The organism is Chondrinema litorale (genome assembly GCF_026250525.1).
GTDB lineage: Bacteria > Bacteroidota > Bacteroidia > Cytophagales > Flammeovirgaceae > Chondrinema > Chondrinema litorale.
Genome location: NZ_CP111062.1, coordinates 78,818 through 105,716 on the forward strand (window position 1 = coordinate 78,818; position 26,899 = coordinate 105,716).

Consider the following 26,899-nt stretch of genomic DNA (forward strand, 5'->3'; position numbering starts at 1 on the left):
TTTATTTATGGCAAAGAAAAAGACAGCAAAAAGTTTAGTAGATAATTTGGTTAATGATCATGAAGATTTTTCTGATGAAATTACCAGTGCATTTTTTCAGAAAAAATCTGATGAAATTATAATTAAGCCTGAATTAGAATCTTTAATTACACCACTAAAAAATGAAGAACTTGTTTTATTAAAGGCAAGTATAGAAGCGGAGGGTGTTAGAGAACCATTAATCATTTGGGAAAACAATGAGGGTAGAATTCTTGTAGATGGACATAACAGGCATCGAATAATTAAGCAGATTGAGCAAGAGAAAGGAAAACGAATAGATTTTAAAACGCGCATTATTAGGTTTGCTAATTTAGACGAGGTTAAAGACTGGATGATTGAAAATCAGATGTCGAGAAGAAACCTCACTGATTTGCAGTTTAGTTATTTTAGAGGCACAAAATATCATAGACTTAAAGACTCTCATGGTGGTAAAAGAGAGGCAAGTGGACAAAATGTCTACTTGAAATCTATGGACAAATTAGCAGAAGAATTTAAGGTATCTAACAAGACTATTCAACGTGATGAGAAGTTTGCACTAGGCATTGATTTTATCGGTAAAAACAATTCCGATTTAAAAAGAAAAATTCTTTCTGGAGACGAGAAATTAAATAAGTCTATAGTACAGAAACTGGCAGATCTACCATCAAATAAAAAAATATCTATTAAAGATAGTGCTGATGTTATTAAGCTTATTAAGCAGGAAAAATTACCTATTCAAAAAACGCCATCCAATAATCAGCAGATTACCAAGTTAAAAGCTGAACTAACAAAAAGCATAGCTAAAATAAATGCTAAAACTACTGCAAAAGATCTAGGAAATATTAAAAGTCAAGTAATCGAAAAGCTTGAAGAACTAGAGGGCTTACTAAAATAAGTCCTCTATCCTATTTACTTACATTCATCATTCCTTTCTCTCCTGATTTTATTCTAATATTTACAAAAAGTAAATAATTTTTAATTAGCTTTATTTGGGTAATTAAAACTCTTTATGTCTTATTCTTTTAATCTGCTAATTATACTGCATTTCATTTTTATGCCTTCATTCAACTTTGCTCAAGATAATGAGCTAGAAGATAAAATTATTGAAGATGAAGCTATAAAATTAATTGTTGAATATGAGTCAATGCTCAATCAAATTATCTATGTAAGTAGTGATCTAGAAAAGAAAATGATTATAAAGAATTCATATTCTAATGAAAGTGGCAATCAAATTTTTGAAAACAAAAATGTAATTATTGAATCTGACTTAGATCCTCAGAATGCTAAAAGCAATTTAGCTATTGATTTAGATGTACCTACATATTTGAATAAGTATTGGTTACTATTTCAAAGAGAAAATAATTTAATTGCTCCTATAGAGTTTAATAATGTTCATTTAGATACAATCTATAAAAATAAAAAATTAGCTGAGGTATCGTATGACTGTTTATTTCATGGCAAACATATTAATAGAGATAGTCAGTATGAAAAATATGCTCGTACAGCAATTATTAAAATTGAAAAAGCTGATAGATGGAAGCTTTTGATTTCAGGTATTAGCTTTAATAATCCTTTAGAAATAAAGGAAGAGGAAAATACTATGCGTTTACAATCTGATAGTTTGCAGTATATTAATTATAATCAAAAAATAGAAACTCCTTTAAAAAAGGAATTAACAAATAAGGAGAAAAACATTGCTGGTCTTACCGGATTAATACTTATTTCTATAGCAATGTTGTTCTTGTCAAGAAACTAATCAATAGTATATTATTTACTGATTCTATCTAAATAGCTACTTAGAACTTATCAGATCCTTTAAAGATAAGTAGGAACTAATTCTCACGCAGTAAAAAATATATTTAAAAAATACTAGAATATGGTTAGAAATTTGCTATGGATTTATTACTTAATCTTATCCACATAAGCATCTAATTTTAACTAAAGTTTCTCAAGTCATACCAACTAATCTTTCCATGATTAGTTGAATAGAATCCAATTTTTTAATATGAGAATTACTACTTTTTTTTTACTGATTTTTTTTAATATTTCTCTAAGTGCTTTTGCGCAATTATCTACACCAGAAATTTCACCTGAAACATCTGAATCTATTTATTTAATTAATAATGGCACTCCATTCTCAATTCCAAATCTTGGAGTTTTAGAAATAGATAGAAGAAATGCCTCACAAGGAATCTGTACAGAGGTATTTGATTACTTTTACTATACAGATTTATGGAATGGAGGAGATCCAGACAAGATAGAAGAAGAAGGTATCAATATTAATTTGAATATTGGTGATAAGTTTTTTTTTACAGAAACTTATAATAAAGCGTACACACGTAGTGGTTCAGTTCCCAAAATAAGAAGTTGTGAAAATATTGAAACAGAAAAAGTTTTAACTGATACTTATACAAAGGTATTTATTAGCAAGCTTTTCTTTGAAGATGGAAGTGATTATTTAGAATACGATTTATGTAGTACTGATGAGAGTAGAATATTGATTATAGATACTACAATTGTTGTTACTGAAGACGGCTATTTTAATGATGATGGAATAATTACTTCTGATGCATATTTAGCAACTCCTAAGATTGAGGTCGAAAGTCTGAATGGAATTAGCAGTATTATTACTTTTCCTACAGATGATGAAAAATATCAATCTTATTTTTTTGATGTTAGTCAGGCTCAAGATGGTGATAACCTAATTAAGTGTACTTTTCATTTCCATAATGGAATACGAGAATTGACAATTAATTTTAAAAAAGGAGACCCCGAGATTTCTCAAAGTATATCAGTACAAGATGTTTGTTTGAATAATAAAGTAGAAATTACAGATTTTACATATGATGGTGATGAAGTAGTAATCGGGAGTGATACCCCTGAGTTAGATGATCTAATTGAAAAAGAAGGAGAGCAATACTTTATAAACACTATAAATTCTAATATTCCGGCAGGTGGGTACGAAATAACTCTTACAGCAAAAAAAGGGATTTGCGAAGCTGATATTGTACGTAAAATTATTATACACCCTCAACCTATAGTTTTTGCTGGTAGTGATTTAGATATATGCAGTAATATCGGAGTTATTGATCTGAGTATTTATGGAGATGAAATTCCTACAATCAATGGAAATGAGTTAGGGGGCGTATCAACTGGAAGATTTTATTGGAGTTGGGATGGTGTGCAGCTAACAGAAGGGGAAAGTGTATTTAATCCAGCAGATTTAGATGCAGGAATTTATGAGTTTACTCTTACTTATTTTGATGAAAATGCTTGTGTCCAAACAGCTTTTAAAAGCATTACCATTCAAGATAGTAGTCCTGTGAGTGCAGGAGATGATATTGCTTTATGTTCAAATATTGATAATTTAAATTTGTTTGATTTTGCTGGTTTTTCACCTGAAAATGGAGAATGGTCTAGTGATGAGATCGATATTGAAGGTAGTATTATCAATCTTGCCAGTTTAACTTTTGAAGAAACTGAATTAGTAAAGGAGTTTTCTATTACTTATTCAGTATCTAATCAAAATAGTTGTATTAGTTCTGAGAGTAAATTATTGACTATATATGAATCTCCCGAAAAGCCCGTATTAACCCAGAGTTTGATTTGTGGAACAGGTCAATCCGTTTTAATTATTGAAAATTACAATTCAAAGTATAACTATCAATGGTATAAAGAAGGTGTCGAAGTTCAAGGAGAAAATGGGAACGAACTTATAACTACATTGATTAATAATGAAATTGTATATAGTGTAAAGGCAATCAATCCATTACTAGAAGATTGTTCATCTAATACAGAACTGACAGTAAAGCCAATAGAAACTCCCCCAGCTCCAAATGCAGAAGATGTAGTTGTGTGTAATACAGAGCCTGTTACCTTGCAAGCAACACATCCAGCAGAAGTGGATTATTTTAAATGGTACGACTATTTAGATAATGAATTGACAACCAGTGGATTAGGTGACGTTTATACAACTCAAACAGCTATTACACAAGATATATATTTTTATGTTAGTGCAGTAATAAATGGATGTGAATCAGATAAAGCAAGGGTGGATGTTTATAAATTAAATAAACCAGAAGCTCCAGAGGTTGAAAATACCGAAGTATGTGGTAAAGGAAATATTTCTTTATTTGCCAATAGCACAGCCGATATTATATTTTGGTTTGATTCAGAAACCTCAAAAGATCCTATTTATCAAGGCAATGAATATACTGTTACTTTAGAAAGTAGTACTAGGTTTTACGTGTCTTCAGTTAAAATTCGTGATTTGGATAATGGGAAATTTTACTGTGAGAGTGAGCGGATACCTATAGATGCAATTATTCATAAGGCTCCAGATAAACCTAATGATTTTGAATATACAACATGTGGAAATGAATTTGTTGAACTTACAGCAACAGGTGGAGTGGGGGAGTACTATTGGTATAATCAATCAAACATAAAAGTAGGAGAAGGTTCTAGTTTTTTAGTGGGTCAGGTAGATAGAGATCAGATATTTTATGTAAGTACTATATCTGCATCAGGCTGCGAAAGTGAGCTTGCTACAATGGAAATAGATTTCCAAACTAAACCTCCTCAACCAATTATAAATGATATTAGTCGATGTGGACAAGGAAAAGTAAATATTATACCCACATTGCCTATTACTTCTGAAGAAGCTACTTATCGCTTTTATTCTGATCTAGATAGAGATAATTTTATTTATGAAGGTGAAAGTTATTCTCCAGAGATCATTGAAAATACCACTATTTATGTGAGTGCTGTAATCAACGGTTGTGAGGGAATACAAAGAGCTGTTAGTATAAGTTTAACAGATCTTCCATCTCCACCTACTGTAAATGATAAAAACTATTGCGGTACTAGTACAGTGAGTTTTACAGCTACTCATAATAGTTTTGGAGGTACTATTAATTGGTATTCAAATGAAGATGATGAAGAACCTCTTTACACTGGGAACAATTTTTCGATTGATAGTTTGTCTATTACCACGTCTTATTATGTGGCTACAGTATCAGCAGAAGGTTGTGAAAGTTATCCACGAACAAAGGTTACTGCATACATTCATGAAATACCTGCTCCACCTGATATTGAGGATGCTTTTATTTGTAGCAATAGTGGTGAGGTCGATTTGTTTGTTAAATCACCTTCTCCAAATTTAAGGTATGAGTGGTATCAAAATGGTGAGATAATTTCTCAGGGTACAATTTTTAATACTGGACTTATTACAAGTACTAGTGTTTATCATGTAAAAGCTATTTCTAATCAAGATTGCAGTAGTCTATTAAAAGAAGTTAAAGCAGTATTAGTAAACAATGAGCCTCTAGATATAGGTGAAGATATAAGCATTTGCAAATATGGAGAGGTTTATAATTTAGCTTCGGATATAGATACTTCTTTAAAGGGAGGCATTTTTAGTGGTGAAGGTATAAGTGATTCTTTGTTTGTACCAGCAAACTTGGATGCAGGTACATATTCCATAAAATATAGTGTAAATGTTGGTTCTTGCCAGGCATTTGGCCAACGTAATATTACAATAACAGATGGAATTGGAAGTGAAGTGTTAAGTCTTGGTGCATTAGAAAGCACATGTGAGAATAGTTTTGCTATTGATTTGAGTGATTACACAGACTACAAAATGGGTACTTGGACAGGGCTTGGAGTAGTAAATAATTACTTTGAACCTTCTTTAGTTTCCGCTGGTCTCTATACACTCACGTATGAGGTGAATATAAACGGTTGTGATTATCAGGCTGAGAAAGTAATAGAAGTGAGAAAAAGCTTTGCTACTGAACCTAGTATAATTGCAGCAAAAAATGATTTTTGTGAAGGTGAAGAAGTAATTCTACTGGTTGGTCAAAACGAGAATACGAATAATACTGATTATACTTGGTATAACGCAACAACAAATGAACAACTGGCCAAAGGAACTGCTTATTCATTTATTGCTAGCCAATCAATAGAGATTAACTGTGTAGGTGTAGATAATGATGGATGTGCTTCTATTCCGGCTTTAACAACAATAAATGTATTTGACTTTCCAGATAGTATCCAAGTTTCAAAGGATTCTATTTCTGACTATGAATATATTGAGTTTAATGTTTTCGATACAATAACGAGTAATACTTATCAATGGGAATTTGGTAATGGTCAAACTTCTTCAGAGCAAAATCCTGCTGTATTTTTTTATGATGAAGGAGTTTACACAGTTAATTTGCTTATTAGCAATATGGAGAATGGCTGTAGTGCTAATTTAAGCACAAGCATAGTAGTTGAATCTACTGATACCACCGGTATTATTACCAGCCTTGAAGAAGAATTTGACTTCTATCAAATCAATATTTTTCCTAATCCTTTTAAACTTGATTTTGCAATAGAGTTAAATGCGAATAGGCCTATTCAAGATGTACATATTTCATTTTTTAACTCGGTTGGAAAAGTTTTGTATGAGACTACTATAGCAACTGAGGTCGGTTCCAATCAAATTAACATACCGTCTACAACATTGTATACATTGCCTACTGGAATGTATTTGATTAAAATTTCAACACCTACTTTTTTCAGTCAAAATCTAAAAGTTCTTAAAAGATGAAAAGGCTAATTAGTATTGTAACAGTTCTAATATTTTTATTTTCATGTGAAGGTAGGTGGGAAGAAGCCATAAAAGATAGTGATCCACCAGTATTGGCATTTTATAAAAATGGTTCTACAACCGATTCACTAGGAAATGCTTATGAGGTAATAACTGACAGTTTAAAATTGGGAATAAAATCTAATGCAAAAGAATACACTTTTAGTTTTCAAGTAGTTGGAGCCAATTTGAAAAGTATCAATTATCAAAGTGATAAAGGAACATTTATTGAGAATTTAGAAGAAGTAAAAAGTGACTCTATATATACAGTTACCTATGTTCCAGATGAAATATACGGTTTGCATATAGTTGATGTATTCGCATCTAACTCTTTTGGCAAGCAACAGAAAATTACACTAGAACTTTTCATATACGAAAACCTACCACCAGTAGCAGATTTTGAAGTAATTGAAAAAGGAGTGATTCGCACATTACATTATCAGGTAGATGCTTCCTCTTCTTTAGATCTAGATGCGCAATATGGAGGCTACATTACAGAGTATCTATTTACTATAGATGGTATAGAAATTCAAAGAAATAAAAGTGTTGTAGACTTTATTTTTCAAGAGTTAGGTCAGTATGAAATAAAACTGAAAGTAAAAGATAATGATGATGCCTGGAGTGAGGAAAAATCCATAAAAATCACACTTTAATTTTAAAGCTATGAGGATAAAAATAATTCAAGTTATTCTATTAATCGTCACTATTTCTTTTTTTTCAAATGCTGAACTGTTGGCACAAAGAAAAAAATATAAACCTGATAAAAGGAAAGGGTTTAAAGGATATAATGAACGTAAGATAAATAAAAGGCGGCAGCAGGTTTTAGGTGAAAAGCAAGTGTTTTTTTATCATAATCAAGGTATAAAGTCATTCTCTATTCAGGGCCTTCAAGGCACAAAAACAACAATGTTTTCTTTGAGCTATATGCAGTATTTTGCAGATAGATTATCTGCCAAATTGATGTTGTCTTATGAATATGGAAATCCATTTCAGGTTTCTTATGAGGGGTACTACTTTAAGCTACTAGGACAGTATAGTGTACTTAGTATTAAAGATAAGTTTTTTGTAAACCCTTATTTGGGAGGCATAGTTGTATATGATGATTATGTTGCTTCAGAAGTACTGAATGAAAAAATTAATTATGGTGTTACCGGTGGATTAGAAGTGGAGTATACTTTTGGTAAATTAGCTCTTTTGGCTAGTGTAGAGCAGCAATATGTGAAAGGTGTAGGACGAAAGTTTTTAGGAGGTGGTGTAAGAGTATTTTTTTAATTTTTGAGAAACTTTATAGACTTTTACATATATCAAAAATAACTTTGAAAACAATTCTGAAAATCAATAAACTTCAATAAATTAAGATATGGAATTAATAAAAATATACAAAGGGAATTTAGTGGATGCTAGAGAACTGCATCAATTTTTAGAAAGTAAAAGAGACTTTTCAAACTGGATTACTCAAAGGATAAATAGATACGGATTTATAGATGGTGAAGACTTTACAACAAATTTGTTGAAAAGTACTGGAGGGCGTCCTAGCAAAGAATATTATCTTACTTTTGATATGGCCAAAGAACTAGCTATGGTCGAAAATAATGATAGAGGTAGACAAGCTAGAAGATATTTTATTGAGGCTGAACAAGCTTTAATGCAATTAAGGCAAAATGAAAGATTAGAAAGTTTTTTGAAACTAGAAGAGTCCAAAGATAATCTCTATATTAATATCCAAAATATTGGAGGGTCTCATGCCGATTTTGTGCAAGTAGACTTAGATGGTAGAAAAGTGTTTTTTAATGGAGAACCATTACCTGATGAACAGTTACACGAAATGCTATTAAAAGCACGAGATTTTGCTATTGCAATGACCAACGATAATTTTAAATCAGATATTAGAAATCTTAAAGATGCTACATTTTTTCATAAAAGAAACCATGCTGATGTAAGAGATCTACTGAAACAGAATACAGGAAAGTTGCCAGAAGAAATAGATCCTGAAGATGACATTAAACAAATCGGGCAATAAGAATAATTTTTGAGAGAAACAATAAAAAGAATATCAATCAGATCATTAATAATTTTGCTACTTTTGAACAAGTAAGAAAAAACAGTAGGGCACTATCTTAAAAGTATTTTTAATCTTTAAAAAATAAGTGATGAAGCCCTATAAAATATTTGAGAAGAAGTTTGTAGATGCCAGAGAGTTATACACTTTTTTAGAAGTTAAATCTGAATTTTATAATTGGATAAAAACTGCCATTAGCAATCTCAAACTTAAAGAAGGTTTAGACTATTTATACCTCGATCCAAATACCCAACAAAATGCCAAATGCGATTTAATACAATATATGCTTTTAGCAGATAAAGCTAAGCATATAGCTATGATGGAAGAAACACAAAAGGGTAAAGAAGTTAGGCAATATTTTTCTGATATAGCAGATCTCTATAGCTTTTGCCAAAAGAAGAAAGAGAAAGACCCTGATTATATTTATACAGAACAAGAAGAGCTTCAATTCAATTTTCATAAGTTAGGCATTGATGAACTGGAATTTTACGAGCTAAATTTAGATGGTGAAAAACTTTTCTTAAAAAATGATCAGCTATTGGCGAGTAGTTTTCAAAACTTTATAAAAAAAGCCAAAGATCTTGCTGCTTCTATGTCTAATTTAACTTTTGAAGGAGGTGTAAGTCATCTAGAGGAAGCACTTGAAGTACACCAGAAAAACCTTCAGCTTATGAATGTTTATATTGAAAAACACTCAGGGGTTATTTCTAATAAAAGGAAGAAAAAGGAAGACTGATTATTTCTAAGTATAAGAAAGATTCAGACTGTTCATATAATATGCGATTATTTAGTTTAATTATGTTTTAAGCGGAATTAATCGCATTTTTTACAAAAAAAAAGAAATTTTTTGATTTAAATAATAGGGTTACCCATCTAAGTCGCAGTACAAATAATTTGACTATAGGATTTAGGTTTAGCTTCTACCATTCTTTCAAGTAATTTATCCAGAATGGTTTCTCTAAAATTCCTTCGGTTAAATCTAAAGAAATATTCGTTTAGGTAATCATTCAACAACCTTTTATCGCAATAGGAATGTGTGCCTCTCAACCAATTTTTCAAATTCCTAATTTGCAGGTGTAACATGGTGAAGTTTTCACCCTTGTTTGATAACTGTGAGCGCATGTTTTTGTATAACTTTTTGATAGGTTTATATCCACTCCAACCATCTGTAACTACTGCTGCTTTTTTGTTTATATGATCTTTGAATATAGGATCTAAGCTCTCAGCACTATAGTCTTTTATGATTTGAGCGTACCCCCTGCCTGCATTGCCTTCTCTATATTCAATGGCAATCACTACTCTTACTTTTTTGTCTGAATGGCTGCGACCTTGTTCTCCTTCTTGGGGAGTACCTATTTCAAACTCATCTACATGCACCTGATCCACTAAGGGAAATTTTTTGCTACTGCTCATAGCCTGTTGCACCTTACGCCTAAATAACCATGCTGTTGTTTGCCTCACTCCAAAACGTTGGGCTAATTCAATACTATTAGCGCCTTTTTTATTGGTAACAATCTCATAAACCATGGCAAAGGCTATGTCTATACCAAATTTCAACTTATGAAATAGGGTATGAGCTGTGGCAGATTCATCATAACCACAAGCTGTGCATCGTTTACTAAAATCTTGTTTACCTTTACAAAAAGTAATATGCCTACATTTTCGACAATGATAACCATCACTCCATTTCTGATCATGTAAATACGCTAAACACTGTTCTTTTGTCCCAAACCTGTTTTTAAATGCTTTTTCTGTTAATCCTTTATCTATTTTCATCTTATATATGCTTATTTTAAGCTAAGATAATCCTGTAGATCGTATGGGTTTTACACCTTGAGATTTAAATGGGTAACCCTATTAAATAATAGCCCTAAAAGCCTAATTTTATAAAAGCTGATTTAATAAAGCTTTAATTTATAAATCTGTACTAAATTTAAATTCCTGCTTATTACCCAAGACAAGTTTTTTATTCATCCAACGGTTTCTTTTTTCGATAGGTAAGGCCATTTTCTGTGATTTATATGTTAAACTATTCAGTTTTAAGATCAGTTGAGCAGTATCAGATTCTATAAACACTTCCGGATGTATAAGTGAATTATCGGCTAAAACCATTGTTATTTTGGCTCTATGTATAATTACTTGCTCCTCCATAACAGATGCAGTAAAACTTGTTGTCTTTTTTGAATCATCCTTTATGGATTGTGGTTTAGGTGAAAACCTTCTAATATACTTTTTGGGGGTTTGATTTTTGTCTTGCGCAGTTGTTTTTGTTTCAATATTGATTTCTTGATCTTCTTTAACTTGCTTTAAAATAGCTGTCTCTTCTACATTATTACTTTGTTTATGGTTTAAATCCAGTTCTTCTGGAGGTAGAATAATTTCTTTTTCAACAGTTTTTTGAGACTTGATAATAGTCAATTGAGGTTGAACTTTATTTACTATTGACGATGGTAAAATCAAACGTATTGTTAAAAGTAGCATGAAGATGAACGTAAAGAATAGTGTTGCCTTTTTCCAATTATGCATACTTTAAGTTTATTTATTTACTAATAATTTAGTACTATTAAACTAAGCAATTTTTAACTTAAAGCCATGAAACCTCCTTATAAAATTAGTTGGTTACTAACATGTATAAGTATGTTGGTATTGATATTTTGGAGCCTGCAAACTAATTATACATCTAACTTATTTGAAAATTTATTAGCATACTTTACTGGCAAATCATATCACATGTTGGCATTTGTTTTAACTGTATTACCTATTTACGCCTTTGGCGTATCTGTGATTATCACATACTATAAATTTCAATCAGAAAAAACAGTAGAGGGAGCAAGTAAAGATAGTGTTGAAAATACAGAGTTTAAGGAGCCAAATAAAATAAGTTCTTATGAGGAAAAAGCACTGATAAGATTGAATGAATTAATAGAAGCTAAATTTTATAAACAGTCAGATTTAAAAGCAGAAGAATTAGCATCAAAACTAAAAGTACATCGCCATCATTTGAATGATATTATGAAACTTGCAGGATACAAAAACTTTACAGACATGCTGAACTTTTTACGCATACAAGAGTCTTGTAATTTGCTGGATACAGATGATTTGGTCACCATCAAAATGGTGAGTTATGAGGTAGGATATAATACAGTCAAACATTTTATTTCGCAGTTTCAAAAATATAAGGGCTCTACTCCCTCAGTATATAAGAATAAGAGATAATCTTGCTTTTTTCGATAAAAATTGAATGTTTACCTTTTTTAGAAATCATTAACCTATTTGCAAAAAATGCTTACCTATTCAAATAGGTAAGCATTTTGGTATCTATAGATACTATGTTTGAAAGGAACATAATTAAAATGTACGATGCTATTTTCCCTTATCATTTCAGCAGTTTGGGTATTAGGTTGTCTCATATTTTTCTATTTGCAAGACAATTCAGATAAATTAATTGCGAGTACTCAAGAAGAATCTTATTCAGAGGTTGAGCCTAATGTGCATACTATGGAGTCAACAGAAGCCAATTTCTTATCTGCTGATAATTCAAGCAAAGAGCCCACACAAATTTCTGATGCAGTACATCGTAAGGGAGCTAATGAAGGTGTACAAAACCCCAAAAACCCAGCATTAATTAAGCAGAAAAATAAATCAATATTTATTGATTTTAATAGTCCAGATTCATTTCATTAATCTTAATTTTTTTATTATGAAAACTATTTTAAAAAAGGCAAAATGGTTTAGTTTTTATTTTCTTTCAGTAGTCTTATTTCCTCTTAATTCTTATGCAGCAGATAAACGTGATTTATCTGCATTCAAAACAGCTTTGAGTTCTCAAGGTGCCACAATAAATTGGATATTCGATTGGGGTATTAAAGCTTGCTTAGGTGCTGGTTTGATATGGGTTATTTACCTACTTGCTAACAGTAGTCAAAAAGCTAAAACAGCTGCAATCTCGTGGGTAGTAGCAGCCATATTTAGTTCAATCTTTTTTGGGTGGGTAGAACTTTAAATAGACATGGAAGTGCAAGCTTATTATACCCAAAAGAAAATGAATCTACCCATTCGTTTTTTTGGTCTAACTTCTGAGCAGTGGTTTACCACTGCTTTTATTCCATCAGTGTGTTTAATAATCAATCAATGGCTTTTGATAATAATTATTCCTTTGGTGATACTCTTTACTAACATTTTAAGAAGACGCCAAGAAAAGCTTGGTCATAACATTGATTACACAAGTAGTGCATGGGTATTTTTCCGATCTCCCAAACATATTGTAGATACTAGTTTAACATTAAAAAAACTTATTTCATGACTGAGCTTAGAGGTACTGAATTTGCCAAAGTTTGTCCCATTCAAGAAATCAAACATAATTGTTTGGTAAATGGTAATGGAGACATTACTTATGGTTTTCGTTTGGAATTACCAGAAGTCTTTACACATTACATTGAAGATTTCAATCGCATTTACGAAGGTTTTAATCATTTACTTCACCGCTTAAAAGCAGGAACTTTGGTTCATCAACAATCTTTTTTTTATGTTGAGCCTTTTGAGCTGCCAAGTGATTATCACACGACTATGTATACTGGTCAAGCAAATCAAAGATATTATACTTTTAGACCTGTAATGCGCCAGTATGTGAATCTTTATGTAACCTTCTCTAACAGATATAGTAGTGGGCGCATATCACCTATACAAGATAATCCATATATCAGGGCATTAAGTTATATGTACCGTCAACCTTTTAAGAAAGTAGATCAATACATTGCAGAATGTGAAGTAGAGTATCAAACAGTTAAAAATGCTTTAAATATGATTCCGCATATTAAAGCGATTCCGTTGAAAAGTATTGAGTTACTCAATGCTTTTCACGATTATTTTAACCTTACTTATGATGCACCATCAACAGATGCAAGAGAAGCTATTATTCAAAATATGGATTTTGGTAGGGCAGGAGAATATTTTAAAGTGGGTAATCAGTTTGTGAAAATATTATCACTTACTAAAGAAGGTCAAGAAGTGGGTTCATTTTATAATACTGATAAAATGTTTTCTCCAGAAGTATATCAAAATGGAGTAAAAGTACCTTCAATAATCCGATTGGGAAGTACAATGTCATTTCCAATAAGTCTGGGTTTACCTGTAAATCATGTTCTAAATATTTCAATTGAGGTGCTTGATAACGAAAAAGTGATGTTTAAGAAAAATCAGGAGAAAATGATGTTGAACTTCCTTTCTGTATTTGGTATAGAATCAGCCATAGACAAACAAGAAGATTTGTATCGATATATTAAAAACATTTCACAGGAAGAGTACAGAGCATGTAGATTATCAGTAAATGTGATATTGAATCATGACGATGAAAAGGTATTGAACAGATATGCAAACCTTACCCAATCAGCTTTTGGCAATATGAAAAGTGCTCATGCAGTAGTTGAAAACAGAGATATTGCTAATCTTTTTTTCTGTAGTTGTCCTGGAAATATGAAAGCTAATTACCGTACTTTTTTTAGTACTACTGAACAGGCAGTTAATTATCTCCATACAGAAGGACATTACAAGTCTGATCCAGAAGGAAGCATATTTACAGATCTTTTTGGGCGACCAGTGTTATTCAATATCAAAAATCCTCCGAAAAATATAGCCCCATCTAATCATGCTTTTATTGTGGGTAAAACCAGATCTGGAAAAAGTTTCTGGTTACAAGGTCAAATTGAAGAATCATTAGCGAGAGGTGAATATGTATTTCAGTGCGATATTGGAAATAGCTCAAAGAATTCTGGAAAGTTTAATCATGCAAAATATCTTGATTTACAGGAGAGAGATAGTTTTGGTACTAATTTGTTTTTAACATCCAAAGATACTTATGGAAAGTATTTATTAGATGATGGTAAGGCATTGTTCTTAAGAACTATTTTAACCATGATGTGGAAAAGGGATGAAGGTATTACACCAGATACTGAAGCTATCCTGATTAATATGATTGCCAAATATTATAGTGATTATGTGAATGATCAAGAAGTAAATCCAGAAATAACAACATTCTTCAATTACATCAATGAGTTTGAAGGAAAATTGACCAGTGATAAGAAAAGGCTTTTCGATTTTACTTCTTTTAAAACAGTATTAGAAGCCTATCTGCCAAGTGGGACATATGGATTTTTATTCAATCATAACAATGCACTCACTGTACATGAGCCACTTGTGATTTATGATCTAAAAGCTATTGAAAATGATAGTACGCTTTTACCACTTGTGGGAACAATTATGATGCAACAAGTTAATGAAATGATGATAGCAAACCCTAGTCGTGATAAGCTATTTATTATTGATGAAGCTCATAAAATTTTTCTATCTCCTGTGTTGGCTAGGTTTGTAGGATATTCTTATGCAACGCAACAGAAGCATGGTGGAAGGGTCTATACAGGAACTCAAGGAGCAGAAGATTTAGAGAAGCTAGCCAAAGTGGGTGTCGCCAATCAAATTAAAGACAATACTGAAATACTTGTGCTTTTTGATAACCAATATATTGATAAGAAAAGAGAAATACTCGATTTAACAGATAAGGATTTACGACTATTGAAAGGAATGGAGACTGGAGGTAAAGAACGTAGGCAATTCTTTGTGAAAGTAGGTAAAGGCATCGGTTCTATATCCAAGTTATTTTACTATGATGTATCTCCAGTAACTCGAAAAGTCTATTCCAGTGTAGGCAGCGAAAAAGCAGAAATTAAAGCCTTAGAAGAAAAGTATGGTAATATCAGAGCTGCCATTAACCAAGAAGTTGAGAATGCTCAAGTACAATAATGAAAATTCCATATAAAATGAGAAAATACATTTTAATCATCATAATAGGAGCTTTGAGTGTACAAAGTAACTCATCTCTTGCGCAAGGAGTAGTATCAGCTCCAATATTAGAATCTCAAATGGGGACTCAAAACGGAATAGTATCAGCGATGAATGCTACAATTGCAGCAATGGAAAAAGCAGAAGCTAAGGTTAGACAAGCATTACAAAAAGTAGAATGGGCAAAAAACCTTCAAACAATGCGTCGCTTATTAACAGTCATAGAGGGTACAGTTTGTACGACAAAAGATCTTACATTAAATATGGATGCTGCTGCAAGTAATTGTTTTGTTAGTTTTAATTACGATGTAGCAATAGTTAAAATGACAGCTTCAATTGACTTTGTTAATATAGTTCTCATGAGTGATGTTTTGATGACTCAAAGTGATAGAATTAAAACGATGAATGATGCGCTGGTTTTATTTGAAGAAGCTCAACAGACTTTAGCTGAGTTAAATCAGGCCGTAAACCAGCTAAGAAATAGTTTAGATGAAGAAGGAGATTGGAAAAAAGCTGCCATTGAAATGAGCAGTTTATCTCGCTATTAGTAATTCAATTTGTATTTAATACTTATTATAAACTCCTGAAAACAAAATTCAACTGATATGAAAGATGTGATATCAGAAATGCTAAAGGCTGATATAGTTACTAATGTAGTAAGTGATCATACTGTGAAAATGATCATAATATCTGGATTAGTGGCTAAAGTATTTTTTATGATAGATTTAGGACACAACTACTTAAAAACTACACTGCAAACAAGTGGAGAGAAATACTTTGATGTTTCAAGAGTAATTAAAGGATTTATTGTAATAGGTATCATATGGGCTTATTATCCAATTTTCAGTTTCGTAGATTTTTTGATAGAGGCAATTAATACTGCTACAGCTCCTGATATGAACGATATTGTTGAAAATGTAAAGTTGGAGAATGTTGGTGTTTTAAATCAAGAAAAGGCTGAGGCTTTATTGTCTGGAGAAGAAATATTAAAACCAGATGGTACCAAAATGAATGCTTGGGATGTATTGATCAATCTAAATTACAAAAAGATAATTTTTTTACTTATCGATAGCATATTTGTTTGCTTGTGTTACATCGTAGGGACCTCAGTTCAGATTTTCGCATTAGTATCTCATAGAATACTGTTCACACTTGGTCCATTTGCATTGGCTTTTTCTATTTTACCTTATTTTGAAAAGGCAAGATTACGTTGGATGGGAGCTTTTGTACAGACATTATTTGTATTTACAGTACTACATATTTTAAATGCCAATGTGTATGAGATTATGCTTACAAATCTTTTACAAACTGGAGACCCACTTAGAAATGATGTAAAACTGACAGAAGTTATTGGACGGTTAGGATTGAATGTATCCATCTTTGGTTTATATGTTTCGGCATTTTATTTAACAGGGTTAATTATAGGTACAGGAGATACAATAGGTCAAGCTTTTAATTCTTCCATGACACTCACCTCCAATTTGATACAAGCGACTCCAGTCGGCAAAAAATTGGCTGCTTTTGGTCTTAAGGTGAAATAGGGAAATTATCAATCTTACAGTCCAAATCTATTTTTTTATGAAAACTCGAAGAGAGATTACTAAAGTACCTGCCTTAAAAGATGTACTTTCATTACCAAGATATAAACGCGATTTTGATTTATTGCGAAATATGTTGTTAGTTTTTTCTGCAGCTTGTATGCTAACAGTGGCAATAATCTATATGCAATATAAAAATGAGGTGAATGAGGCTTATAGTCGGTGTATTAATACTCCATATCAAAGAAAGTTTCAATATATGAATCATGTGGAAAAAGTTTATAGACTCTGTTTTGCTGCAAAAAGCTCAAACTATGAATATCAGCTCATACAAGCAGAAAGCCTTCTTAGTGAAGGCGCTTTAAATTATGTGAAATCTCAACATCAAAAAGAAAAAATGATTGATATTCTAGGGAGTTACACATCTGCAAGAACAGGAGTTCAAATTGATTCTATAGCAATTGATATGAGTACAGATCCAGCGTTTGGAGTAGTATATGGCAGTCAATCTCTTTATATCAATGCAGAAGAAGTAAATAAGCGTAATTTATTTCTGGTCTTCAAAATTATGGATTTGTCCATTAATAATTCTATAAACACAGATGGGGCGATACTTATGGAGATGAAAATAGTAGATATCAGTCCAATATTTTAAATAAAAGCTGGTACATCGGTTTAAATATCTAATGAAAAATATATAGAATACCATGGAATTTTTTAAAGTGAAATTCACAATATTTCGTATAATCATTATAGCTACAGTACCATTACTTTTAAGTGCTTATCAGTTTAGACAAATTAGTGTAAGAGAATCAACAGATACACAAGAAACTTATATTAATAGTGAAAAAAAAGAAGTGCTTGATAAGCAGAATAATGAAGACTTTTTTAAGGTAGCAGAAGATAGAAAGCCAAGTGGTTATAATGAGTTACAAGGTAGATTTAAAAAAGATAGCACATCAGGTTTTTTTAGTTTTTTGTCTCCTAAAGAAAAAACAGAAAGTAAAAAAGAAAATACTGTTACTATGGCTGATTATAGCCAGCAAGAAGTTAATGTTAATCAAGCTAAGTTAAGCAAAAAACAAAAAACAAAAGTCATTCTTGAAACTAGTGTTACTACTCAGACACAAGAAGAAAATAGAAGACCTAAAGCTAAAATATCTTCAGTATCTGATAGTCTATCAGTGAAGCAATCAACATCAAAAATTAGAATTTTCAGAAGGTATAAACAAGGTACTCCAATTTCTGGGAGTCATTCATTTGATAGAGGTAGTATTGAAATAATGGTTCAAGTTTGGGAGAAAACCAAAGTTAGAGATGGCTCAAGAGTGACACTTGTAGTAATAAAAGATGCTATTATTAAAGGGGAAAAAATTAGTGCTGGAACTTTCTTATATGGTATGGTAAGTTTTGCACAAGATAGACTAGAAATTGAAATCCAAACAAATAACTTGGTTTTACATGCATATGATGCTGGTGACAATACAAGAGGTCTTTTTGCTCCTTCCTTAATAGAACAACAATTAGCACGTGGAGCCAAAATTGATGCGATTAATAGTAGTTCAGGTGCAACTATCAATACTTCTGCGATTCCTCTTTTACAAAATGTAACTATTAATGCGGCAAAGAAAAAAATTGCTGAATCATCTATTGTGCTCAATGCAAAAACAGAGGTATTGTTAAAACCTTGAAAGTTTCAATATATACTAATCTTAAATTTTAAGGGATGAAAGATCATAAGAGAGATACTATTTCTATGGTATTTATTCAATTCATTATTATAGGCGTTTTGCTTGTAATTTGGCTAATAGAAATGAACCTAACAACTGATGAGTTTCTAGCAATCTATCATCAGATTCCTGTAGAAATCATTAAGAAGATCTTTTTGATGTTAACTTTTCTGTTGCCTTCACTCAGTATTTTTATAGCCTGTTTGCAAAAAAGTAGTAAAACAGCATCACTCATTACTACAATATTGGCTATTGCTTTATATACTATCATCTTTATTTATTTTCCAATAATTCTTCCTTTTGGGTTATTTTTTTTATTGATGTCTCCTTTGATTCTAGTGGACATGCAAACTGAAAACAGCCCTGAAACTAAAATTAAATTACCCACTTTTATCTATCAAGATATTATTACTACTACTTTATTAATTCTTGGTTCAGCTTTCATATTGATTGAAAGCTATGTTCTTTATTCTGGTTTGGTCACAGTTTTTTTTGACTCAATAATTTTTGTAGTTCTTAAATTAATAATATTGATTGCCTTTGCATTTAAATGGAAAAGTCATTGGCAACAATATGGAGGTAATATTTTTTTAGGGGTTATTTTATTGGTTGCAGGAGTAGTAATTCAAATTAATTATTATAGTCTCTTGCATTATATACATCAGGGGTATGATTTGATTATTTATAGTTTGATGTGGCTGATAAATATTCTGGGGATTATAGCAATATTTAATTTGCATGATCATAAACGGAAAGTCAAATTCAAAATACATCGAAAGGTAAATTCCCATATGGCCTTATCAATGAAATATCTTCAGGGAGGATGGCTAAATATCACTGACTGGACAAATCATATACTTTTAATTGGTGGATCTGGATTTGGTAAAACCACTATATTAAAGCAAATCGTTCATAGTTTCATTTTAAATAAAAGATGTGGAATAATAGTAGATTACAAGCAACACGACATTGCTGAAACAGCCTATGCAACTTACTTGGAAAAGTATGGTAAATACAATTTGTCATACCCATTTTATTATTTGTCATTTCATAATCCAGAACATTCATTAGGATGCAACCCCCTTAAAGAAGTAGATAATATGGCTAAAGCAAAGCTAGTAGCTATGACTCTACATAAAAACCTAGCCAGGGCAGAAGATACAGGAAATGCTTATTTTTCTGATTCGGCAGAGAGTTTACTTGCTGCTATCATTTTCTTTTTAAAAGAATCATATCCTGCTTATTGTACCATTCCTCATCTTATTCGCTTAGTATGCCATTTTGAGTTAGAAAAAGTATTACCAATGATGGCTGAAAATATTGATATCCAACCTATGGTTGCTGATATTAGAAGTTGTATTACCAATGGTGCAGGTGAACAAGCTAGTGGTACCTTGGGGAAACTGCGAAGCTTTCTTACCAAGATTGATGATAAACCTTCTATGTATTTGCTTACACGCAATGACTTTTCTTTAGATCTAAACAACAATGTGAATGGTGGAGTTTTGGCAATTGGGTGTAATGAAGATATGCAAACAGTTTATTCCCCATTGATTTCAACAATTGTATCAATAGGCATGAATAAGATGCGAAACAGAGGGAAAAGAGAATGGTTTGTGCTCTTTGAAGAACTGAGTAAATATATCATTCCTGACTTAAACCATATACTCACCACAGTAAGAGAAGGTGGAGGTAGTATAATCGCAGCATTGCAAAATAGCCATACTTATGGATTAGAATTAAAAAATACGGCGGAAGAGTTCTTTCAAGGTTTTTATAACTTGATTGTTATGAACTCAAAAGGGAAAACTGCTAAAGAAATGAGTGAGATATTTGGGGACGATGAGGTAGATGAAAAAAGTGAGACTAAACAAAAGGGGAGTGATAAAACAAGTAGTACTACCAGAAAAGTAAATAAACCTAGAGTAAAGCCTGGTGAGTTTAGTGATTTAAGGAAAGGAGAGGTAATAGCATCTACCCAAACTAAAGAGGGCTATAGGTTACTCTCTAAAGGCAGGCTAAAATATGTTCAACACCCTTCCAAGAAGATAGGGAATGATCAATGTGATGCAGTAGACTCAGATGATTTTGAGAATAAATTATCAGTTGTACAAAAAAAGATTGTTGATGAAGTAGAATTGATTGTAAATGATGCTAAAAGTTTTTGCTCAGGTCAAAATAATAGACAATCTGTAGCTCAAAAAGCTAATTGAAAACAATTAAATTCATTGTAATAATCTCACTAATGCTTAGACATGTTTCAAGAGATTGGAAAGACTCCGATACTCAGAAAGCTCAAAAACAGTATTTTAAAGAACATCTAAACTATCATGAGGAAGGTGGTAGTTCACAAGGTAAGTGGGTGGGTAAAGGAGCGGAATTATTAGGTTTAGTAGGTGCTGTAACAGAAGAACAGTATGATTCTTTAGCCATGAATCGGCATCCAGTAACTAGAGAAAAACTTAAAGTGAGGGATATTAAACTTCCTAGGTTAAATGAAGAGTTGGTAATAGCTCCTCCAAAATCAGTTTCAATTGCATGGGCCTTACTAAAAGATGATAGTATAAAGCAAGCACATAGTGAAGCTGTAGAAACTATGTTGAAATATATGGAATTAGAAGTACAGGCAAGAAAAAGAGCTGGACTCAAAAAAAATACTTTTGCCAATGAAGATACTGGAAATTTATTATCGAGTGTATTTAACCATGATACAGCAAGGGCAGTAGGTAATCATAAAGAAGATATGTTTTTGCATAGTCATATTTTGCTTTGGAATTATACTAGAAACTATGACGGTATATGGAAAGCAGCAGAATTTGGAAATGTAATCTCGAACTTATCCTATTATGAAGCCATTTATCATTCGACGCTTGCTGAACATTTGCAACAACTAGGATATGAAATTCAACGGAAAGGTAAGAAATGGGAGATTAAGGGCTTTTCAGAAGCATTGATTGAAAAATTTTCTAAGAGAAGCACACAAGTTAAAAATGCAGAGATGAAATTGCAGCAAGCAAAAGGACGACTACTTTCAGATAAAGAACGAGACAAGTTAGGAGAGTTTACCCGAGGTGAAAAAATTAAAACTAAAGAAGTTTTATTAATGAAGAGTTGGAAAGCTCAATTAAGTAGTAACGACAGAAAGCAACTTAAGAAGATTAAAGAAAATAGGTTAAAACAATTTGTAAAAAATCAAAATGATAAAGTTTCTCAGCAATACTATTTAAAACAGAGTGTAGCTGCTCAACGATCTTTGAACTATGCTATCGAATCCAATTTTGAACGAAATAGTGTAGTAAAGAAAGGTAGATTTATGGCTGATGCCATTATAAATGGAATTGGTAAAACTACTGTAAAACAGATAGAGATCGCTAGTATAGAAAACCAAAGATTGAAATTTGGGAAAGATTATAAAGGAGTAGCAGAAGTCACTACGATAGAGGTTATTAAAGAAGAGCTTAAAATCCTTTCTGAATTTCAAAAAGGATTAAATATTTTAAATCCTATTGTTAAAGATGCTACTCAATACCAATTTAAGCATGAATTTTTGCAGAAAGAATGTAAGGAAAACCAAGGTCAACGAGCAGCAGTTAAGCATGTACTTTCTTCAAGAGATAGATTTACTTTAGTGAAAGGTAGGGCAGGAGTGGGTAAAACTACTTCTTGTCAGGAATTACGAGAACTTTTAGGAAAGGATTTTATGGCATTTGCTCCCACTACCAATGCTGTAGATGTACTTGTAAAAGATGGATTTAAAAATGTGAACACTACTCAAATACTTGAGAAGTCGACTCATTTACAAGAAGAAGCTAAAGGTAAAGTATGGCTTATTGATGAAGCAGGGTTATTAGGTGGAAAATCTATGTTGAAGATAGCTCAGTTAGCTGAAAAATGTAATTCTAGGGTTATACTTATGGGAGATGAAACCCAACATGAATCTGTAGTTAGAGGAAATCCCTTTCGAATGGTTTCTAAGTATATGAAAGATTCTGTGAGTATAGCAGAAATTAATCACATATGGAGACAAAAGGGGGATTATAAAATTGCAGTAGAAGCAATCACTCAAGGTAAGATCAAGGATTCATTAGATCAGTTAAAAAGACTTGAATGGATTCATCAAGAAGGAGATAATATTTATAAAGAGGTAGCAAAACAATATGCTAACTTATCAGAAAAGGGAATGACTGTTGCTGCTACCGCACCTATTCATAAAGAAAAAAATCAAATATCTTTTGCAATTAGGCAGGAACTGAAAGATCGAAAATTCTTAGATAATAAAGATAAATCTTTGTTTGTCTACAAGTCTAAAAATTGGACAATAGCAGAAAGAAAAGATACAAGTAATTATGAAAGAGGTCATATTATTCAATTTATTCAAAACTCAAAAGGAATAGATGGAATAAAGCAGGGATTTGTAAAGTCTAGTAGGCATGAGGTAATAAGTATAGATCATAAAGGTATTTTTATAAAAGATTTGAAAACTCAAAAAAAAGCTGTCTTACCCATTAGTGAGGCCATTAAATTTAATGTGTATGGAAAGGAAAAAATGGCAGTTGCAAAAGGTGAGATGATAAAAATAAATTTCAACTCAAAAAAAGATGGAGTATATAATGGTCAGATTCTTAAAGTGAAGGCATTTCATAGCAAAGAGTTAGAGTTTGAAAATGGAATAAGGCTTCCAAAAGATTTTGGTTTTTTAGATTATGCATATACTCGTACTTCTCATAGCATTCAGGGCAGTACCTTAAACTATGTTATTCCTGTAATATCAGGAGATAGCCACCAGGCTGCAGGGTTAAAACAGTGGTATGTGGATGTTAGCAGAGGAAATAAAGGTTGCCATGTGTATACTGATGACGTTGAAAAACTAGAAAAATCAATCAGTCGAGATCAAAACCAAAAAGCAGCTATTGAGATGAAAGTAGAAACAAAACAAACAATGAATAATAATTCATTAGTAACTCTAAATAATAATAATACTCTAAGAAATATGAAATCTCGATTATAAATGAAGTCAATATAGGTTATAAATTCTTGGCATTTAGAAGATAATTATGATTTAAAGTAAGTGTAATATCTCGTCCTCCATCCTTCTCAATTAAATGTAAAGAAAGCTTTTTACTATCCTGTAAGGTGAAATTTTTGAAAACATAAATGGTATGTAGTGGAAATCCTCTTTGAATGTTTTCTGATTTTTGATTATAGACAAATACAGGATCATGTTTTATTTCTGTTACAGTTTGTCTTTTTATTTTGCTTTTTTCACTAGAAATAAATAAAATATCCCCTCTCAGATTAAAAGGAATATTAGACAGATTATTCAAATAGACATGAATATAGGTATACTCACCTGAAGTATAAGGATAACTTACAGCAAACTCTATCCTCATATCTCTTTTAGCAGTTGCAGTTTGAAATTTTTCTTTCTGTATAATTTGCTCACAGTAATTATCAAATTTACTAGTATTATTATTTCTCCTTTCAGAGGTTGAATTAGAAAAGGCTGTTGTATTAGTTGTTATTTCATGAGTTAATGGAGCGGTATTTTCAGTAATGCTATTTGTAATAACTTTATTATTACCAGCCGTTTTATTATTATAGATAGCACTATTTCTTTCAATATGGGAAAAAAGTTTTTTAGGAGTTTCCTTATATACAAGGATAAACATGTAGATACCAGTAGTTGTTTCTACATACAAATTAGCATTTGGTAATTGATTGGTATTGGCATAAAGATATATTTTATTGTGATCGATATTTAATCCTACTTGCATCACAGAGTCTACCATAAAGCCAGATTCATCATAAACGGGAGAAATTGCTGGCAAACATTCTGTATGAATGATAGAATCTTCAAATAATAAATGGGTAGTAAAGTTGGTAGCTACAAATACAGTATCATATGCATTTGCAATAAATGTTGGAAAGAAAAATGAGAGTAAAAGAAGTACTACTCTAAAAAAGAAGTTTTTAACACATACTTTCAGCAACAATAATTTATCCTCAAAAAGAAATCTCATGAGCAATAGGAATTAAATAAGGTTATTGATTTATTTTGATAATTTCAGCCATTAATAAATTTAGTGCATCTTTAGTAGAATTGGTATATCCTTGCTGATTATCTGTTACAATTGTAAAGCCTCTTTTAATGGTGTCGTGTAAAGTTTGTATTTCTTGATTTAATTGATTGATCTTTAGTGTTTCACTTTTTAGGTTTTGTACAGCTTCAGTTAAAGAAGAAGCTTTCGCATCAGCGGGATCAATCCCAGTTTTTTCAAAAAACTGGATCATGTCTATAGTGAATTGCTTAATACTTCTTTTATGTCTTTTTGCTAGAAGCGTTAAATTTTTGTGAGTTTGTACATCTAATTGGACAGGTTTGTATATAGGATTCATTTTAAAGATAATTATAGAAAAAAATATAGAAAAATTATAGTCAAAAAGCGTTCTAGAAGTATCTGAGGAGCTTATTTCCTCAAAAAGATATAAATTAAATATAATCAAAAATATAATTATAGTCCCATATTATAGGTAAAAATAGATCTACCATCTTTTTTTGCGAAATATTATAGAAGAAAATATAGAAAAATTATAGTCAAAAAGTGGGCTGAATATATCTGTAAGGGCGATTTTCTCAAGAATATATATATTGAATATAATCGAAAATATAATTACAATACTAGATATTTCATATCTTCAAATGAAGAAATAAGTCACACTTTTGTAAAGTGCTGGTATTCAGTGTGATAAGTGGTTTAAAGATTATTTTACAGAACTTCTTAAAATTCCCGATAGACTGCCCAAAATATATTAAAAATATATAAGGGGGCAGTCCATCGATTTCTATGGTTCAAACAAGTATAAACCTATAATTTTTTTCATATTTCCTGTCTTCTTTGATGCACTTGAATATCCGATGAATGAGCTTGTTCCTGATGTTATTCAATACCAACATTTTTTTCTTTCCTTCTCCTACCTTTTTTAGATAATAATCATTGAGTTCACCTTTCATCTGTGTAGCAGATAAGGCAGACATATGTAGAAGTTCCTTCATTTTCTTATTGGCCTGATTGCTGACTCTTGGTTTTGTATAGATACTACTTCCTGAACTATGCTCGAATGGGACAACTCCACAGTAGCAAGCGAATTTTTTAGCATTGTCAAAATCCTTGAATTCATTGGTGTATACCAGCATTTGCCATGAGGTAACCTTTCCGACACCAGCCACAGAGACAATAATATCATGTAGCCTCTTTAGATTACCATCATCCTTTATGAGAGCATCTATCATTGCTTCTACCTTTTTTATCTGGTTTGCCAGTTCTTGTATCACTTTGGTATTGATAGCTTTGGTATCCTTGTCTAATATAGAGCACAGTTCAGTAGCTGGTACTGATATCATCTGTTTTGCTTTGAGTAGTCTGGCTCTTACAGAAACCAATTGTCTGAGCTTAACCATCTGTTTTCTGGGAGCTCGCCATAGAATGGCCTTATCTTGAAACCTTTGGGCATACTCAGCAATACGTAGTGAATCTATCCTGTCATTTTTGCCTCTACGATTACCCAAAGACTTTTTAATGTTGATCGGCTGTTCAAGCCATACCTGCCATTTTTTACCATAGAGTATCTCTAGTAGTAGCTGTGTGTATATCCCAGTATGTTCTATACATAATAAAGTATTTTTAGGCAAGAGTCCCTGACCTTTCATGTCTTTTATGAAAACAACAATATCTTTTTTACTATTCGTGTAACTGCCTAGATAAAACAGATGTCCTTCTTTTGAAATAGAGACATCAAAGGATTTCTTGCTTACATCAATTCCTACAGAATGCATGATTTTCATATCTTTAAAGTGTTTTTTGTAAATGGAGCTTTTTTCAAACCCTTTAATGGAATGGGACGATCTTTAAGGATTCCCAAATTTCTATCTGAAACCTGCTCCTAAAAATTACTGATAGGGATCGAATCGATTGGTGGGCCTTCATCAACAATGGAATCCCAGGAGAAATGATGATTCACCCTATCAGTTTACTTTTTAAATCTAAGAAAAATTATATACCACAAACCTAAAGGGAGAGATGTCTGTATA

General features: G+C 31.7%; 23 protein-coding genes. 18 read left to right on the top strand and 5 right to left on the bottom strand.

Annotated elements, in window-relative coordinates; genetic code table 11:
* Positions 1 to 7 precede the first annotated feature (7 nt).
* The 7 genes from OQ292_RS38545 (at position 8) to OQ292_RS38575 (ending at position 9,444) form a co-directional block, all read left to right on the top strand.
* Positions 8 to 913: a ParB N-terminal domain-containing protein gene (locus tag OQ292_RS38545; protein WP_284689516.1), complete on the top strand. Its 906-nt coding sequence runs from the start codon at positions 8 to 10 to the stop codon at positions 911 to 913.
* 159 nt (positions 914 to 1,072) lie between these two features.
* A complete protein-coding gene (locus tag OQ292_RS38550) occupies positions 1,073 to 1,774 on the top strand; it encodes a hypothetical protein (RefSeq protein ID WP_284689517.1) in 702 nt (233 codons plus the stop codon).
* Positions 1,775 to 2,023: 249 nt separating this feature from the next.
* Positions 2,024 to 6,610, top strand: a complete 4,587-nt coding sequence (locus OQ292_RS38555) for an Ig-like domain-containing protein (protein WP_284689518.1) — start codon at positions 2,024 to 2,026, stop codon at positions 6,608 to 6,610.
* A complete protein-coding gene (locus OQ292_RS38560) occupies positions 6,607 to 7,302 on the top strand; it encodes a hypothetical protein (RefSeq protein ID WP_284689519.1) in 696 nt (231 codons plus the stop codon). The genes OQ292_RS38555 and OQ292_RS38560 overlap by 4 nt, the downstream gene beginning before the upstream one ends.
* A gap of 10 nt (positions 7,303 to 7,312) precedes the next feature.
* The gene (locus OQ292_RS38565; protein ID WP_284689520.1) at positions 7,313 to 7,921 is read left to right on the top strand and encodes a hypothetical protein; all 609 of its coding nucleotides are present in this window, start codon (positions 7,313 to 7,315) and stop codon (positions 7,919 to 7,921) included.
* Positions 7,922 to 8,009: 88 nt separating this feature from the next.
* Positions 8,010 to 8,669, top strand: coding sequence for an antA/AntB antirepressor family protein (locus OQ292_RS38570; protein WP_284689521.1), 660 nt, complete (start codon positions 8,010 to 8,012; stop codon positions 8,667 to 8,669).
* A 130-nt stretch (positions 8,670 to 8,799) separates the two neighbouring features.
* Positions 8,800 to 9,444, top strand: a complete 645-nt coding sequence (locus OQ292_RS38575; RefSeq protein WP_284689522.1) for an antA/AntB antirepressor family protein — start codon at positions 8,800 to 8,802, stop codon at positions 9,442 to 9,444.
* A 137-nt stretch (positions 9,445 to 9,581) separates the two neighbouring features.
* Here the strand turns inward: OQ292_RS38575 and OQ292_RS38580 are convergent, their stop codons facing one another.
* Together OQ292_RS38580 and OQ292_RS38585 are read right to left on the bottom strand one after the other, a co-directional pair.
* Complete coding sequence (locus tag OQ292_RS38580) at positions 9,582 to 10,484, bottom strand: IS1595 family transposase (RefSeq protein ID WP_284689523.1); 903 nt, start codon at positions 10,482 to 10,484, stop codon at positions 9,582 to 9,584.
* 138 nt (positions 10,485 to 10,622) lie between these two features.
* Positions 10,623 to 11,189: a hypothetical protein gene (locus tag OQ292_RS38585; protein ID WP_284689524.1), complete on the bottom strand. Its 567-nt coding sequence runs from the start codon at positions 11,187 to 11,189 to the stop codon at positions 10,623 to 10,625.
* 111 nt (positions 11,190 to 11,300) lie between these two features.
* Here OQ292_RS38585 and OQ292_RS38590 point away from each other — a divergent pair, with 111 nt between their 5' ends.
* The 11 genes from OQ292_RS38590 (at position 11,301) to mobF (ending at position 23,818) form a co-directional block, all read left to right on the top strand.
* Positions 11,301 to 11,924, top strand: coding sequence for a helix-turn-helix domain-containing protein (locus OQ292_RS38590; protein ID WP_284689525.1), 624 nt, complete (start codon positions 11,301 to 11,303; stop codon positions 11,922 to 11,924).
* Positions 11,925 to 12,068: 144 nt separating this feature from the next.
* Positions 12,069 to 12,392, top strand: a complete 324-nt coding sequence (locus OQ292_RS38595) for a hypothetical protein (RefSeq protein ID WP_284689526.1) — start codon at positions 12,069 to 12,071, stop codon at positions 12,390 to 12,392.
* Between the two features lie 16 nt (positions 12,393 to 12,408).
* Positions 12,409 to 12,711 (top strand): hypothetical protein, encoded by a 303-nt coding sequence (locus OQ292_RS38600; RefSeq protein ID WP_284689527.1) that lies wholly within the window; start codon positions 12,409 to 12,411, stop codon positions 12,709 to 12,711.
* 6 nt (positions 12,712 to 12,717) lie between these two features.
* Entirely contained in the window at positions 12,718 to 13,011 is a 294-nt protein-coding gene (locus tag OQ292_RS38605) for a hypothetical protein (RefSeq protein WP_284689528.1), read from the top strand.
* Positions 13,008 to 15,503 (top strand): TraG/VirB4 family ATPase, encoded by a 2,496-nt coding sequence (locus OQ292_RS38610; protein ID WP_284689529.1) that lies wholly within the window; start codon positions 13,008 to 13,010, stop codon positions 15,501 to 15,503. Before OQ292_RS38605 ends, OQ292_RS38610 begins: the two co-directional genes overlap by 4 nt.
* Positions 15,503 to 16,090: a hypothetical protein gene (locus OQ292_RS38615; RefSeq protein ID WP_284689530.1), complete on the top strand. Its 588-nt coding sequence runs from the start codon at positions 15,503 to 15,505 to the stop codon at positions 16,088 to 16,090. The genes OQ292_RS38610 and OQ292_RS38615 overlap by 1 nt, the downstream gene beginning before the upstream one ends.
* 57 nt (positions 16,091 to 16,147) lie before the next feature.
* Entirely contained in the window at positions 16,148 to 17,083 is a 936-nt protein-coding gene (locus OQ292_RS38620) for a hypothetical protein (protein ID WP_284689531.1), read from the top strand.
* 37 nt (positions 17,084 to 17,120) lie between these two features.
* Positions 17,121 to 17,735, top strand: a complete 615-nt coding sequence (locus OQ292_RS38625; RefSeq protein WP_284689532.1) for a hypothetical protein — start codon at positions 17,121 to 17,123, stop codon at positions 17,733 to 17,735.
* A 52-nt stretch (positions 17,736 to 17,787) separates the two neighbouring features.
* Complete coding sequence (gene traM, locus OQ292_RS38630) at positions 17,788 to 18,771, top strand: conjugative transposon protein TraM (RefSeq protein WP_284689533.1); 984 nt, start codon at positions 17,788 to 17,790, stop codon at positions 18,769 to 18,771.
* A gap of 65 nt (positions 18,772 to 18,836) precedes the next feature.
* On the top strand, positions 18,837 to 21,023 hold the full coding sequence (locus OQ292_RS38635) for a type IV secretion system DNA-binding domain-containing protein (protein WP_284689534.1): 2,187 nt from the start codon (positions 18,837 to 18,839) through the stop codon (positions 21,021 to 21,023).
* 32 nt (positions 21,024 to 21,055) lie between these two features.
* Positions 21,056 to 23,818 carry a MobF family relaxase gene (gene mobF, locus OQ292_RS38640; protein WP_284689535.1) on the top strand — a complete coding sequence of 921 codons (2,763 nt, stop codon included), beginning with the start codon at positions 21,056 to 21,058 and terminating at the stop codon, positions 23,816 to 23,818.
* Positions 23,819 to 23,834: 16 nt separating this feature from the next.
* Here mobF and OQ292_RS38645 read toward each other — a convergent pair whose 3' ends face one another.
* The 3 genes from OQ292_RS38645 to OQ292_RS38655 all read right to left on the bottom strand — a co-directional run bounded on the left by OQ292_RS38645 (position 23,835) and on the right by OQ292_RS38655 (position 26,653).
* Complete coding sequence (locus tag OQ292_RS38645) at positions 23,835 to 24,830, bottom strand: DUF4138 domain-containing protein (RefSeq protein ID WP_284689536.1); 996 nt, start codon at positions 24,828 to 24,830, stop codon at positions 23,835 to 23,837.
* A 22-nt stretch (positions 24,831 to 24,852) separates the two neighbouring features.
* The gene (locus tag OQ292_RS38650) at positions 24,853 to 25,206 is read right to left on the bottom strand and encodes a BfmA/BtgA family mobilization protein (protein ID WP_284689537.1); all 354 of its coding nucleotides are present in this window, start codon (positions 25,204 to 25,206) and stop codon (positions 24,853 to 24,855) included.
* A 454-nt stretch (positions 25,207 to 25,660) separates the two neighbouring features.
* Positions 25,661 to 26,653: an IS110 family RNA-guided transposase gene (locus OQ292_RS38655; protein WP_284689538.1), complete on the bottom strand. Its 993-nt coding sequence runs from the start codon at positions 26,651 to 26,653 to the stop codon at positions 25,661 to 25,663.
* Between the last annotated feature and the right edge of the window lie 246 nt (positions 26,654 to 26,899).

Coding starts and splice junctions, on each gene's coding strand:
- OQ292_RS38545 (WP_284689516.1), top strand. CDS start 8: ATGGCAAAGAAAAAGACAGCAAAAAGTTTAGTAGATAATTTGGTTAAT.
- OQ292_RS38550 (WP_284689517.1), top strand. CDS start 1,073: ATGCCTTCATTCAACTTTGCTCAAGATAATGAGCTAGAAGATAAAATT.
- OQ292_RS38555 (WP_284689518.1), top strand. CDS start 2,024: ATGAGAATTACTACTTTTTTTTTACTGATTTTTTTTAATATTTCTCTA.
- OQ292_RS38560 (WP_284689519.1), top strand. CDS start 6,607: ATGAAAAGGCTAATTAGTATTGTAACAGTTCTAATATTTTTATTTTCA.
- OQ292_RS38565 (WP_284689520.1), top strand. CDS start 7,313: ATGAGGATAAAAATAATTCAAGTTATTCTATTAATCGTCACTATTTCT.
- OQ292_RS38570 (WP_284689521.1), top strand. CDS start 8,010: ATGGAATTAATAAAAATATACAAAGGGAATTTAGTGGATGCTAGAGAA.
- OQ292_RS38575 (WP_284689522.1), top strand. CDS start 8,800: ATGAAGCCCTATAAAATATTTGAGAAGAAGTTTGTAGATGCCAGAGAG.
- OQ292_RS38580 (WP_284689523.1), bottom strand. CDS start 10,484: ATGAAAATAGATAAAGGATTAACAGAAAAAGCATTTAAAAACAGGTTT.
- OQ292_RS38585 (WP_284689524.1), bottom strand. CDS start 11,189: ATGCTACTTTTAACAATACGTTTGATTTTACCATCGTCAATAGTAAAT.
- OQ292_RS38590 (WP_284689525.1), top strand. CDS start 11,301: ATGAAACCTCCTTATAAAATTAGTTGGTTACTAACATGTATAAGTATG.
- OQ292_RS38595 (WP_284689526.1), top strand. CDS start 12,069: ATGCTATTTTCCCTTATCATTTCAGCAGTTTGGGTATTAGGTTGTCTC.
- OQ292_RS38600 (WP_284689527.1), top strand. CDS start 12,409: ATGAAAACTATTTTAAAAAAGGCAAAATGGTTTAGTTTTTATTTTCTT.
- OQ292_RS38605 (WP_284689528.1), top strand. CDS start 12,718: ATGGAAGTGCAAGCTTATTATACCCAAAAGAAAATGAATCTACCCATT.
- OQ292_RS38610 (WP_284689529.1), top strand. CDS start 13,008: ATGACTGAGCTTAGAGGTACTGAATTTGCCAAAGTTTGTCCCATTCAA.
- OQ292_RS38615 (WP_284689530.1), top strand. CDS start 15,503: ATGAAAATTCCATATAAAATGAGAAAATACATTTTAATCATCATAATA.
- OQ292_RS38620 (WP_284689531.1), top strand. CDS start 16,148: ATGAAAGATGTGATATCAGAAATGCTAAAGGCTGATATAGTTACTAAT.
- OQ292_RS38625 (WP_284689532.1), top strand. CDS start 17,121: ATGAAAACTCGAAGAGAGATTACTAAAGTACCTGCCTTAAAAGATGTA.
- traM (WP_284689533.1), top strand. CDS start 17,788: ATGGAATTTTTTAAAGTGAAATTCACAATATTTCGTATAATCATTATA.
- OQ292_RS38635 (WP_284689534.1), top strand. CDS start 18,837: ATGGTATTTATTCAATTCATTATTATAGGCGTTTTGCTTGTAATTTGG.
- mobF (WP_284689535.1), top strand. CDS start 21,056: ATGCTTAGACATGTTTCAAGAGATTGGAAAGACTCCGATACTCAGAAA.
- OQ292_RS38645 (WP_284689536.1), bottom strand. CDS start 24,830: ATGAGATTTCTTTTTGAGGATAAATTATTGTTGCTGAAAGTATGTGTT.
- OQ292_RS38650 (WP_284689537.1), bottom strand. CDS start 25,206: ATGAATCCTATATACAAACCTGTCCAATTAGATGTACAAACTCACAAA.
- OQ292_RS38655 (WP_284689538.1), bottom strand. CDS start 26,653: ATGAAAATCATGCATTCTGTAGGAATTGATGTAAGCAAGAAATCCTTT.